Annotated in this window: 11 protein-coding genes and 1 pseudogene; 11 read left to right on the forward strand and 1 reads right to left on the reverse strand. The window is 39.8% G+C overall.

The features are described 5' to 3' along the window. From E1163_RS30970 to E1163_RS08580, 4 genes and pseudogenes are all read left to right on the forward strand, one after another. Nucleotides 1-204 (forward strand): annotated as a pseudogene (locus E1163_RS30970) (methyltransferase); the annotation flags it as partial. Next, nucleotides 204-2,054, forward strand: coding sequence for an Ig-like domain-containing domain (locus E1163_RS08570; protein ID WP_155171025.1), 1,851 nt, complete (start codon nt 204-206; stop codon nt 2,052-2,054). The pseudogene E1163_RS30970 and the gene E1163_RS08570, both read left to right, overlap by 1 nt. Nucleotides 2,055-2,445: 391 nt before the next feature. Further along, nucleotides 2,446-4,284 (forward strand): tetratricopeptide repeat protein, encoded by a 1,839-nt coding sequence (locus tag E1163_RS08575; RefSeq protein WP_155171026.1) that lies wholly within the window; start codon nt 2,446-2,448, stop codon nt 4,282-4,284. A 47-nt stretch (nt 4,285-4,331) separates the two neighbouring features. Continuing rightward, nucleotides 4,332-6,095, forward strand: coding sequence for an AMP-dependent synthetase/ligase (locus E1163_RS08580; protein WP_155171027.1), 1,764 nt, complete (start codon nt 4,332-4,334; stop codon nt 6,093-6,095). Nucleotides 6,096-6,104: 9 nt separating this feature from the next. Here E1163_RS08580 and E1163_RS08585 read toward each other — a convergent pair whose 3' ends face one another. Beyond that, a complete protein-coding gene (locus E1163_RS08585) occupies nt 6,105-6,872 on the reverse strand; it encodes a hypothetical protein (protein ID WP_155171028.1) in 768 nt (255 codons plus the stop codon). A gap of 367 nt (nt 6,873-7,239) precedes the next feature. Between E1163_RS08585 and E1163_RS08590 the strand changes: the two genes are divergently transcribed. From E1163_RS08590 to E1163_RS30975, 7 genes are all read left to right on the forward strand, one after another. After that, nucleotides 7,240-7,428: a hypothetical protein gene (locus tag E1163_RS08590; protein WP_155171029.1), complete on the forward strand. Its 189-nt coding sequence runs from the start codon at nt 7,240-7,242 to the stop codon at nt 7,426-7,428. An 84-nt stretch (nt 7,429-7,512) separates the two neighbouring features. Beyond that, nucleotides 7,513-9,396 (forward strand): tetratricopeptide repeat protein, encoded by a 1,884-nt coding sequence (locus E1163_RS08595; protein ID WP_155171030.1) that lies wholly within the window; start codon nt 7,513-7,515, stop codon nt 9,394-9,396. Between the two features lie 5 nt (nt 9,397-9,401). Further along, nucleotides 9,402-10,127, forward strand: a complete 726-nt coding sequence (locus E1163_RS08600) for a response regulator (protein WP_155171031.1) — start codon at nt 9,402-9,404, stop codon at nt 10,125-10,127. Between the two features lie 89 nt (nt 10,128-10,216). Next, nucleotides 10,217-11,338 carry a toll/interleukin-1 receptor domain-containing protein gene (locus E1163_RS08605; RefSeq protein WP_155171032.1) on the forward strand — a complete coding sequence of 374 codons (1,122 nt, stop codon included), beginning with the start codon at nt 10,217-10,219 and terminating at the stop codon, nt 11,336-11,338. A gap of 101 nt (nt 11,339-11,439) precedes the next feature. Further along, nucleotides 11,440-11,844 carry a hypothetical protein gene (locus E1163_RS08610; RefSeq protein ID WP_155171033.1) on the forward strand — a complete coding sequence of 135 codons (405 nt, stop codon included), beginning with the start codon at nt 11,440-11,442 and terminating at the stop codon, nt 11,842-11,844. Next, the gene (locus tag E1163_RS08615) at nt 11,841-12,143 is read left to right on the forward strand and encodes a DUF4236 domain-containing protein (RefSeq protein ID WP_155171034.1); all 303 of its coding nucleotides are present in this window, start codon (nt 11,841-11,843) and stop codon (nt 12,141-12,143) included. The genes E1163_RS08610 and E1163_RS08615 overlap by 4 nt, the downstream gene beginning before the upstream one ends. A gap of 40 nt (nt 12,144-12,183) precedes the next feature. Beyond that, a complete protein-coding gene (locus E1163_RS30975; protein ID WP_221417964.1) occupies nt 12,184-12,564 on the forward strand; it encodes a hypothetical protein in 381 nt (126 codons plus the stop codon). Nucleotides 12,565-12,672: the final 108 nt, after the last annotated feature.

Consider the following 12,672-nt stretch of genomic DNA (forward strand, 5'->3'; position numbering starts at 1 on the left):
CTGGCAACTAAATATCAACTTAAAATTAATAAAATATTGCCAATGACTCTGGATGCTTATTATGTAAGCCTGCTTAGCGAAGCCTACAAAGGTGCTGGTATTCTTAAATTTTTCAAGGCACCCATACGTGGGTTTATCTCAAACCAAAAGGCAAAAAACAATAATTTCAACTATTCAAGTTTAATATATATACTCAGTAAATAATGAACAGGATAACTTCCGGCATAATCATTCTTAGTGTTGCTCTATTCTCAGCGTGTGCTAACCAGACAGCTCCAACGGGTGGTGAAAAAGATGAAATACCCCCAGTATTGGTATCATCTATACCAGCCCAGGGTGAATTAAACTTCAAGGGAAAGGAAATAGTATTAACCTTTGATGAGCTCATCAAAACAGACAATCCAAAAGAACAATTTCTTATCACACCCCGAATAAAGGATGAATACGAAATAAAATACCGGAAGAATAAAGTAATTATAGAATTTGAAAAACCTCTGCAGGACAGTACTACATATTCCATTAACTTCCGCGAAGGAATAAAAGATCTAACCGAAGGTAATCCTGCCGATACACTTAAACTTGCATTCAGTACAGGGAGCTATCTGGACTCTTTAAGCATATCAGGATATGTCTATGAACTCATGACCAATACCAAAGCTGCAGACATAACCATAGCCATATATGAAGCGAACGACACCCTTGATGTATTTAACAGTCCACCAGTATACTATACCAAGACAGATGCAGCAGGGCTGTACAACATTGACAATTTAAAGAATGCATCCTACAAAATCTATGCATTTGAAGATAAGAATAAAAACCTAACGTTAGAAAGCAAATCAGAAAAGTATGGATTTGTTTCTGAAATAGTAAGATTAGATAGTAATATTTCAAAACTTGATATTCCTATACAACTTCTAGACGTACGTGATTTGGAGCTCCAAAGTACAAGACCTTCAGGTACTACGTACAATCTAAAATATAATAAACACGTCACTGATTACGATCTCAAAAGCATTGACACAACGTCCGTAGTCTATAGCAATTTTACCGATGCCAGTCATAACACCATACAGATATTTGACACCGGCAATTACAGTGATACTCTCGCTATATCTATCAGGGCTACCGATTCATTACAGCATGACATCTTTGATTCGGTCAGGTTTAAATTTGAACCCACACAACGTAAACCGGCTGACTTTACTCTCAAAGCAACGCTTCCCAAAATAATAACTAAAACCCCCACATTCAAAGCCACATTGAAATTCAGTAAACCTGTAAAAAGTGTAAATTATGACAGTGTATACTTGTACCTGGATACTGCCAATATAGTATACTTCAAACCACAGGACCTGGAGTGGAACCAATACAAGGATGAGGTATCACTTGCTTATGATATTGATCCATCACTATTTGTTAACAAAGAAGACATAAGCACAAATACCAGCTCAAGAACTCAAAGCAGAAGAGCAGAGAATCCACCTGCAGACAGAGAGTTACCTGAGCAGGACAAACGAAATGCACCAGACAGAAAGAAACTGTTAGAGGGACCAGACGATGCACAACCCATCAACAAAGAGGGTAGGCCACCAAAAGACAATACTTCACCTAAGGATAGCCTGGAGCAACAACCTCCGGCGCCTAAGCAGCCCCACTTCTATGCAAGTGCCGGCAGCTTTATAGGTGCTGAATCAGACTCAAGCAAAAGGATACAGGAAAACCTCTCTTTTATAAAACCTGATCAATTAGGTGTATTACTTATGGATGTACAAACCGACAGCCAACACTATTTTGTACAACTGATAAACACAAAAAACCAGGTTGTAGCTGAGGAAGTTAACGGTAAGACCTTTCAGTTCAAAAACATTGAGCCTGGAGAATATAGAGTAAGAATACTGGTGGATAGTAATCTGAATGGTATCTGGGATCCGGGGAATATTAAAGCTAACGAAGAGCCTGAACCGGTCATATTTTACCAGAGCAGCGAAGGGAACGAAATACTTACCCTTAGAGCAAACTGGGAACTTGGCCCTAACGTTATAACATTCTAAGTGTGGATAACTGTGGATTAATGATGTGGAAATCTAAACATAACATGTTGTTAACTTAAATATCAGCCTCAAAATCAGAATCAGGTGTTGATTAATAGAACAAACTCAACTTGTTAATTGGAAAATCCACAGACTTATACCGCGACCTTAAACTATCCACATTTGAAGACATTCGATGTGAATAACTTATAACTGTCATATTTTCAGTAAGTTACAGGGTTAAACAGTTGTGGATAACATATAGATAATGATCAAAACATCCACAACTTTAAAAAACAAGATATAAATTAAGTATTTATCCACGTATCCACATGATAATATATAATAATAACTTTTAATATATAATAGTATATATAATATAGGTGTGTGTGAATTGTTAATAAATGGATCTATGAAAAAATTTTTGATCTTAAGCTTACTCATTATTATTTCCTTAACTGCCAATGCTCAATCGCAGGAAGTGCGGTTGGCCAATGAATATTACTCTCAGGGAGAATATGAGAAAGCAAAAAAACTGTACGACGATCTTGCGCGTGATCTGGATAACATCCCACTTATCCACAACAATTACTTCTTTCTGCTGTTGGAGATGACTGAGTATAATGAGGCAGAAAAATATATTAAACGCCTGATCAAAAAATTTCCCAACAACCTTTATTATCAGCTCGACCTGGGCGTGCTATTAAAAAATTCAGGTCAGGAGTCACAGGCTCAAAAGTATTTTGATGGTCTGATAGATGAAATCAAATATGACAATTACAGGACCCGCATAACTGCAGACTATTTTGTTAACAAGCAACTCACCAATATGGCTATTCGGACTTTTAAAGAAGCGCGTGATGCCATCAACAATCAATATGCCTATGCTCTGGAGATGGCCAACATTTACCGGATCATGAATGAGAAAGATTTAATGGTTCAGGAGTACCTTAATTATGTAAGTCAGAATCCTTCAAACCTTAACTATGTAAAAAACACATTGCAAAGCCTGTTGGCCAAACCGGAGGAGCTTCAGAGCCTTGAGATGTTGCTCTATGACAAAATACAGAATGAGCCTAACAGTGAAATATACAGTGAGCTGCTTATCTGGGTGAACCTGCAGCAAAAGAATTTTTATGGCGCCTTTATCCAGGCAAGAGCTATAGATAAGAGGCTACGGACCGAAGGTAGCAGAAGTATCAATATTGGTCTGATGGCCCTGGAAAATAATGACTATAACAACGCCATTAAAATTTTCACATACATCATAAAAGAATTTCCAGGCACCTATAATTATTTACTGGCAAAAATGTATCTTATAAAATCCTATGAGAAGCGCGTTAGAAATACTTATCCGATTGATGAGCGTGAGATCAGGAACCTGATCAATGACTACAATAATTTTATCAATGAGCTGGGCATCACACGCAATACGCTGGAGGCCTTGCGGAACAAGGCGCTTTTACATGCATTTTATCTGGATGAAAAAGATTCGGCCATTGCTATCCTAAATAAGATCATTGACACACCAAGGGCCAACCCTGATATAAAGGCAAAGTCTAAACTGGATTTGGGGGATATTTATATTTTGACAGAAGAGCCATGGGAATCTACCCTGCTTTATTCGCAGGTGGAAAAGTCACACAAAGAAGATCCACTGGGTTACGAAGCCAAGTTAAGAAATGCAAAACTCTCTTACTACAAGGGAGAATTTCAACTGGCACAAGAACACCTGGATATCCTCAAGCAGGCAACTACACGTGAGATAGCCAATGATGCTATGGCCTTAAGCCTTTTGATAAAAGACAATATTGCTTTTGATAGCACAGAAACGGCAATGAAAAAATATGCGGCTATAGAGTTATTGCTGTTCCAAAATAAAATTGCGCCGGCGCTTCGCGCCATAGAAGATATGCGTGAAGAATATGCCGGACACAGCTTGTCAGACGAGCTTCTCTGGAAAGAGGCAGAGATCCAAAAAAAATTGGGCCATTTCGATATTGCTATATCATTACTCCAGCAAATTGTGGATAAATATGATGATGACATCCTCAGTGATGATGCTTACTTTACAATCGGTTCCATATATGATCGCCAGCTCAACGATGCTGAAAAAGCCATGGAGATCTACAGAACATTTTTAACCAAATATCCGGGAAGTGTTTATGTGGCCGAAGCCAGAAAACGCTTTCGTCAGCTACGGGGTGACTATAATGCGCTTGACGAAAGATTGCCAAACAGCGAATTATAATAAGTGCTAAGTTTTACTTAATTTAAGCCTCCAATTTTACAAACCCCATGAAAATAACCCGGATATTCGACGTACTTCATTTTCAATTAGCCGATAGGCCCAAGCAGGACGCTTTATCAAATAAAGTGAACGGCCGTTGGATAAAGTACTCAACATCTGAGGTTGTTGATATCGTAAATCAGCTTAGTACTGGGTTACTGGAATTAGGAATTAAAAAAGGTGATAAGGTTGCAATCGCGTCATTCAACAGACCGGAGTGGGTGTTTGCTGATTATGCCATACTGCAAATAGGTGCGATCAATGTGCCCATGTACCCCAATTCTACAGCCGAGGACTATGCCTACATCATGCGGGATGCCGGGGTTAAACTTGTGTTTGCCGGCGACGTTGACGTAACGGCCAAAATAAATGAGGCAAAGCAATCGCTGGATCATGACCCGAAGGTATATTGTTTTGATGAGATAGAAGCGGCAACTTTCTGGAAGCAAGCCTTAAAACCTGTCACGGAGCAGACACTAAAAGAAATAGATAGTTTAAAGGCAGGTATAGCGTACGAAGATCTTGCCACCATAATTTATACTTCAGGCACTACGGGCAATCCCAAGGGAGTAATGCTCTCACATAAAAATATTTTGTCTAATGCGAATTCCGTTTGTGATGCATTTGCCATGGGCGGACCGGAACATAGGACCATCAGCTTTTTGCCATTAAGCCATATTTTTGAACGGACTGCTCTTTATACCTACATGCAAATGGGTGTTTCCATTTATTATGCTGAAAGTATGGAAACGCTTGGTGAAAATTTAAAGGAGGTACGGCCTCATTTCTTCGCTACCGTTCCCAGACTATTGGAAAAAGTCTACGAGAAAATCGTAAGCAAGGGATATGAGCTGCACGGAGTCAAAAAGTCCCTGTTTTTCTGGGCGTTGAATCTGGCTAAACAATTTGATCTAGGCAAAAGCCAGGGAATGTGGTACAATCTCCAGCTTAAGCTTGCCAACAAAATTATCTTCAACAAATGGCGTGAAGCATTGGGAGGAAATGTGCAATTCATCATTTCGGGCGGCGCTGCATTGCAACCCAGTCTAGCCAATATTTTTTGGGCAGCTCAGGTAAAAGTACTCGAGGCCTATGGCCTTACGGAAACTTCACCGGGCATCAGCTTCAGCCGCTTGGATGCTATAAAAATCGGATGCGTAGGGCCAATGCTTAAAGGAGTGCAGGTGAAGATAGCCGAAGATGGGGAAGTACTCGCAAAAGGAGATAATGTGATGATGGGCTATTACAAACAACCCGAGGCCACGGCAGAAGTTATCAATTCCGACGGCTGGTTTCATACCGGCGATATTGGTGAGATGGTTGACGGCAAATATCTAAAGATCACCGACCGGAAAAAGGAAATGTTCAAAACTTCCGGAGGGAAGTACATTGCTCCGCAACCTATTGAGAACAAACTGGTAGAATCCTTAATGATAGACCAGGCCATGGTTGTAGGAGAATCCAGAAAATTTCCTGCTGCCTTAATCGTCCCGAATTTTGAAAAAATGGAAGATTACTGCCGCCGCCATCAAATCACCTACACTACCCCTGCCGAAATGATCCTCAATGAAAAGATCATTCATAAGTACCAGGAAGAAGTTAACCATGCCAACGAGGAATTTGCCCAATATGAAAAAATAAAAAAATTCCGGCTGCTGGCGCAGCCATGGACAATCGAAAAAGGAGAGATGACCCCCAAGCTGAGCTTAAAACGAAAAATTATTAAGCAGCACTATCAGCAAGAGATTGATAGGATATATGAGGGGGTGTGATAACTAAGGCTAAATATTCAATCCATAGTCGTTGAGATTGCCGAGGCTTAAATTATTTTCTTCATACTTTTCAAAATATGGTCGGAGCTGTTTGTAATCTTCATCAACATGATCGTCCAATTCTTCAATTCTTATTTTTTCGTTTATAAGTTTATGAAAATCGTTGTCCTGTTTTAGCAAAATGCACCTTCCTCCGATTGGTTCATCAAAAGAGGATGCTCCTGCAAAGATCCCCAGCATTATACGGGGATTTTTTATTTTACCGATCCTGTAAACATGGTAAAAAGATTTATCTCGTTCTTCTGATCTCATGAGGCATGTCATGCACCCATCCTGAATTTCTAAATTTCCTGTATAAAGGCGATCTTTTCCTTTTAATGTCAATCTGACCAGATGTTCTTCTCTCTCAATTTTTACTGGTGACTGAAGTATCTCCGAGTCTTTTGAATTTTTTCGAATCAAAGAGTAATAATGCCCAACATATTGCATAAGGTGTGGGTTGATTTTTATGTAGTTCTGAAAATCCATAAAACTCTTAAAACCCAAGTGCTCTACTATAGCATTTAATTTTTCCAGACGTAGATTAATTTCAGGAATCCCCTTTTTCCTCGCCTCAGTCATTTGTCCATAAAGCTTTTCACTTAAATATCGATAATCAACATTCTCGATTGCGTCTGCTATAGTTAAGAATCCTGCTTTTTCGAGATCTACATTAAAATGATCAGTTAGATGCCTAAGCATCAGATCAAGCTCTTTAATTGGCACTTCAATATTCATAATGAGGCTTCGGTGATAAAACGTGTAGTTAAAGTAGAAAAAAAAGAACTACGGAAAAAGTAAGGTTAAGAAACCGTCCTCATAATCGTAATCTTTGTATGGTTGATTGATCAATCACTCCGAAGCATCACTCGAGAAGGTGCTTCACTAGTCGAACCTAATGGATGAATAAAGTCTGGACAGTGAGAGCCATACCGCATTCACCCACACGGCGAGACTCCTCTCACACTTAATGGCTGAGGTCAGCAGTAAGTAGATAACATTTTGACTTTCAAAGACTTGAAATCGGATTGATTTCAAGAACAGGAATCGTGTTGCCTATCCAATTCTGCCTCAGCCCATCTATCAAGTTAAAAAAATTAGAGAAATGAAAAAGTTAAAGTATATAACCGTTTTAAGTTTAATTTTTGGCGCTTTCGCCTTTGCGTGTAATGAGGATGTAGTGAGACCCGAGGGAGGGGGTGGAGATGATGAAGATGATGATCCGGTAGTGATACCACCGCCACCACCATCAGGTCGAACTGCAAGTACTGTTGATTTACAGAATATTCGATAGTATCAATCTCCAGGAAAACCACTTCAACTGAAGTGGTTTTTTCTTATATTGAATTTGATTTAAAAGCTCATAAATGCTGAAATAATGTTGCGTTGTCTCTTTTTGGTTTTAGTTAGTTTTATTGCTGTTCATATCTATGCTCAGGAAGATCATGCCATACTTTCTTTGAAGAAATCTCTTGATACTTCACATGATGACTTTGAACATGTCTGCTATCAAATAGGGTTACTTTATACAAATCAGGTAAAATATGATAGTGCTACACATTACTTTAAAAAAGGTCTATCCGGATATTTAGCTAAAAAGAATGATGCAGGTGTTGCTTCCATGCATAACCTGCTGGGTGTAACATATTACAAAACAGGCAATCTTGATAGTAGCATATATCATTATAAGAAAGCGAATGATTACTACAATAGTCAAAATGATACCTTGAACATTGCCAGGACTGAACTTAACTTAGGAATTATTTATAAGGATCTTGGCGCCTACTCATTCTCATTAGAATACTTGCTATTGGCGGTAAGAAAGCTGGAAATGGGTAACGATTCTTCAACACTTGCTTCTTGTTATAACAGTATAGCCAGCGCATACTCACGTCAGGATGATCTGGCCCGCGCTATTACATATCATAAGAAATCTTTATCTATTAGGCGGTTTTTAAATGACCAAAAAGGTATAGCTACTTCCCTCAATAACCTCGGTATCGTGTATAGAAAACTTGATGACTATGACAGTGCCTTGTATTATTACAAGGAGTCATTAAAAATAAAGGAACAGCTTAAGGATTATTCCAAAGTAGCGAGTACTTTGAATAATATTGGTACTGTAATGTTTGATCTTAAAAGGTTTGAGGAAGCAAAAGGCTACTTTGAGCAAGCTCATCGCATCAGGCCCACTAATGCGGACAGAAACGGTCAATCTACCACTTTCAACAATCTTGGCAATATATATACGAGCCTCCATCAACCACAAAAAGCTCTACTATATCTTGATTCTGCCCAAGCCTTAATAAAAGAAGGAGGGTTTTTGTCGGAGATGGAAGACAATCTCAACTTCCGTATGCTTGCCTATGAACAACTTGGCCGCTACGATAAATCCCTCGAATGTGCCAGGGAGCTAATGGTCATCAGGGATAGCCTGCTTAATAGTGATAAGGTCCAGCGGCTGATTGAAATGCAAACCAAGTATGAGACAGAGAAGAAAGAACAATCCATAGCGATGCTGGAAACAGAACGTGAACTGCAAAAAGCTGAAATAGATCTAAGCCGCTTGTGGATTATCATCCTGGGTATTTCGGTCGTCCTGGTTTTCGTGATAGGATTATCAATATATACTAAATTCCGTTCTGAGAGCCGCAACAAAAAGCAAATTCAACTCCTCATGCAGGAGCTGCATCACCGGGTCAAAAATAACCTGCAGCTTCTTTCTAATATATTCAGTCTCCAATCGCGTACCATAACCGATGCAGGTGCGCTGGAAGCGGTGCGAAGTGGAGAGAACCGAATCAATGCCATGGCTATCATTCACCAGAAGCTTTACAAAAAAACAGAAAGCAGATCAGTCAACATTCACGATTACCTTGGCGACCTGATCAGCCAGCTTGCCGATAGTTATGGTTACGACCAAATGCAAAATGATTCAATTGAGGTAGACATACAGCCCGTCGAACTGGATGTGGATAAAGTGATACCAATAGGTTTGATTGTGAACGAACTAGTCAGCAACTCCTTCAAGTATGCTTTTCCGGTGACCGAAAATCCAGAACTAAAGGTGATTTTACATTTGGAAAAAGATCAACTACACCTGTGTATAGAAGACAACGGCCCCGGCTTCTCTAAGCCAGACAAGTTTGAAAGCTCTATGGGTTTGAATATTATAGAAACACTGAGCCGACAATTGAATGCAACCATTAAATGGGAAACCTCAAATAAAACCAAACTCAATTTATTAATGCCTTTAAAGTAACTGCAATGGAAAAAATTTCTGTATTGATCGTTGAAGATCAGCTTTTAATAGCCCAAAATCTGAAGGCCATATTGATGGATCATGATTTTGATGTACTGGAAACCGTGGTTAGCGGAGAAGATGCAATCGACTTAGTGAACAAAACACTTCCGGACCTGATCCTTATGGACATTCATTTGGCCGGTGAGCTTGACGGGATTGCTACGGCGGAGAAAATCAGGCAAAAGCATGATATTCCCATAATATACCTGTCCGACCATACTGACAGCGAAACCGTTGACCGTGCAAAGAAAACTTTCCCGGCTAACTATTTATCCAAACCCTTCAGAACCGGTGACTTGCTGAGGGCATTGGAGATAGCTTTTGTAAATGCTGCCAAACCAGCAAAAACAGCCTCAACTACTAAACTGAAAGACCGCATATTCATCAGGATAGACAACCAAAAATCAAAAATGATCTCCTACGAAGATATCATTTACCTGGAGGCTGACCGGGCTTACAGTTCAGTGATGACAGATGAAAAGGAATATAAACTTTCGAATAACATGAGGATGATTTCTGATCAGCTCAACAGTTCTGATTTTATAAAGGTGAGCAGGAAACACATTGTGAATATCAATCGGGTTACCGGTATCGATGGCAACATGATCAAACTCGGGGATAAACATGAAGTTCAGATGAGCAAAAGCTATCGTGATGATGTAATGAGTTGTTTCAACCTGATCAAATAAGGCTTTTGGAAACCAGAACCTTGTGATCGGAAATTGATTTTGTAATCTGTGCGTAGGAATTTTAATATGGGGCAAAAACGCGAAATTTTATGCCTTCACATAATTATGAATATGATGTATTTATTTCTCATGCTGTAAGCGATCAATTTGATATAGTAATGCCTCTTGTAGCCAAGCTGGAAGAAGCTGGTATAAAAGTTTGGTATTCAAAGCACCGCTTAATAGCTGGTACGAGACTGGATGAAACTATTAGGGAGGGACTGATTAAGTCAAAGCACGGCGTGTTGGTGATCACGCTTAATTACCTTGGACGAGAGTGGCCGCAAAGGGAGTTTCATGCTTTATGGGCAAAGGAGGAAGCAAGAATATTTCCGGTGTGGCATAACATAACTGAAAAGGATATTGAAAAATACGATAGTCAGTTAGCCAAGTATACAGCCCTAAATACTCAAAAAGGACTGGAGTATGTAGTTGATCGTTTGGTGAAGGAGATCAAAAAAGAACAAAAAGGCCAGTCCAGTCCTTTGCCAAAACCGGCCTCTGCAAAAATTTACACCAGTACCTTTGGCTTCCTGCTTTTTTCGGCCATTGCCATTTGGTTTTTCCTCATAAGAGATCTTCCCTCCGATACCCAAATCAATACTTCTATAAAGGATCGTATCCAGACCTTCCAGGCGGGGATGATGACTGATCATCAGGAGGAAATGCAAAACAGAGACGGAGAAGCTACCACCCTTGCCACCATTGATAACTTTTACGATCGCTATAATAAAATAAAAGCACACTACCGCAATGAATACTTTTTCGGGACCGGATATTCAAAATTCAACTTTAAGAAAAATGTCGAACCGGCAGTAGATAAAAACCTGGACCTGTTGACCCCGGAAAATGCCTACGGTTTTGAGCAGCCCCATATTTATTTAATCAATCATAAACCCAGTCCTCATACCCTTGATGTAAAATATATCTTTATCAACACTCTACCCGCTGATTACCAAATTGTGGATGAAAATAAAGTTGATGACTACACCTACCTGGTAGAAGTGGTTTATAAAAATCATATCCGGTACCTGTCCGTGGCACTTACTTATTCCAAGCGCTCCGATTGGATGAAAAGAAGGGAGACTGTACTGCTCGGGTTTTTACCTACTGAGACGTACAAGTTTAAAAAAGAAGAGGATAAATGGGTTTTCGCCGGGCTTGAAGATTAGCCGGTTATTCGTTGGGAAAGTAAATCAAGGCCTTGGGAAATATAATTTAAAACACTAAAGCCATAGTTCTTTCTTGTGGGTAAATCCAAAACCATAAGAAAATGAACCTCAATAAAAATGAATCTCTACTCGTAAAATCCGAGTCAGAGGTGGTTGTGCTCACTACTCACAGAATCCGCTATCAGGATGACAAAGAACTAATCAGCATTATGCTGAAACAAGTTAGTGGTATAGAGGTAAAATATACCAGCCATCCCATCCTTATCATACTTGCGATAATAAGTGCTATTGCCGCGGTCGTTTCATTAGGCAATTTGGCAGGTCATCTATCTGTTCTGCTTTTGATCACGGCCGGAGTTTTAATAGCCCTGTTTTTTAGCTCGCGCAAACACGTCGTTACCATTTTATCAGCCAGCTCTCGTTTGGTGTTTCATACCAAAGGCATGGGTAAGCAGACAGTGGAAAATTTTGTGGATAAAGTTGAAGCAGCAATAGCGGAGTTATGAGCTTTCGATATCAGCGAAGGATAAACCTGGGTAAAGGCTCCCATTTGAATATCAGCAAGTCGGGGGCTTCTTTCAGCAAACGCACAAAATTTGGCTCAGTGGGCTCTCGGGGTTTTTCAATCAAAACGGGTATTCCCGGCTTGTCCTTTAGAAAACGCTGGGGCAAAAGCTCTGGCGGATTGGTCTTCTTCTTAGTTTTTGGAGCATTACTGCTATCCGTCATTGTAATTTATAACCTGCTCCGGCTCCTTGTTTTTGGTGTGGCTTTTTTGATAGAAAAAATAAGAGGCAAAGGCTAAAATGACTAAATTAAGCTTATCACGATCAAAAACGCCCGCCATGAAAAAACTCATCAGACATTTAATGCTGCTGACTGCTCTTACTATTTTCATTGCCAATGCAGCAGACGCCCAGGTTGTATATATCACTAAAACCGGTAGTAAATACCATGAAGAAACCTGTCGGTATTTAAGCCATAGCAAATATCCTATAGCATTGATAGATGCCAAAGAGCGGGGCTATGAACCATGCAAAGTCTGTAAACCCACCACTACCGTTACTCAGAAAGAAGTAGAAATTGACAAGAGCAAGATCATTGACCCACCAAGGCCCGAAAAAAATGTTGTATCCAGCCAATGCTCTGCCATAGCCAAAACAACCGGCAACCGTTGCCGGCGCATGACCAAGAATGTAAGTGGCAAGTGTTGGCAGCATGAGTGATTCATGCTTTAGCTACAACTGTTTAGAAAAGGAGCAGACCAGTTTTGGAAATCATTTTGCCAGTTTCGGAAAAGTCTTTTTAGTATCTGAGCCATAACTGCTTATTTA

It is taken from the genome of Fulvivirga kasyanovii (assembly GCF_009711405.1).
GTDB lineage: Bacteria > Bacteroidota > Bacteroidia > Cytophagales > Cyclobacteriaceae > Fulvivirga > Fulvivirga kasyanovii.

Coding starts and splice junctions, on each gene's coding strand:
- E1163_RS08570 (WP_155171025.1), top strand. CDS start 204: ATGAACAGGATAACTTCCGGCATAATCATTCTTAGTGTTGCTCTATTC.
- E1163_RS08575 (WP_155171026.1), top strand. CDS start 2,446: ATGAAAAAATTTTTGATCTTAAGCTTACTCATTATTATTTCCTTAACT.
- E1163_RS08580 (WP_155171027.1), top strand. CDS start 4,332: ATGAAAATAACCCGGATATTCGACGTACTTCATTTTCAATTAGCCGAT.
- E1163_RS08585 (WP_155171028.1), bottom strand. CDS start 6,872: ATGAATATTGAAGTGCCAATTAAAGAGCTTGATCTGATGCTTAGGCAT.
- E1163_RS08590 (WP_155171029.1), top strand. CDS start 7,240: ATGAAAAAGTTAAAGTATATAACCGTTTTAAGTTTAATTTTTGGCGCT.
- E1163_RS08595 (WP_155171030.1), top strand. CDS start 7,513: ATGTTGCGTTGTCTCTTTTTGGTTTTAGTTAGTTTTATTGCTGTTCAT.
- E1163_RS08600 (WP_155171031.1), top strand. CDS start 9,402: ATGGAAAAAATTTCTGTATTGATCGTTGAAGATCAGCTTTTAATAGCC.
- E1163_RS08605 (WP_155171032.1), top strand. CDS start 10,217: ATGCCTTCACATAATTATGAATATGATGTATTTATTTCTCATGCTGTA.
- E1163_RS08610 (WP_155171033.1), top strand. CDS start 11,440: ATGAACCTCAATAAAAATGAATCTCTACTCGTAAAATCCGAGTCAGAG.
- E1163_RS08615 (WP_155171034.1), top strand. CDS start 11,841: ATGAGCTTTCGATATCAGCGAAGGATAAACCTGGGTAAAGGCTCCCAT.
- E1163_RS30975 (WP_221417964.1), top strand. CDS start 12,184: ATGAAAAAACTCATCAGACATTTAATGCTGCTGACTGCTCTTACTATT.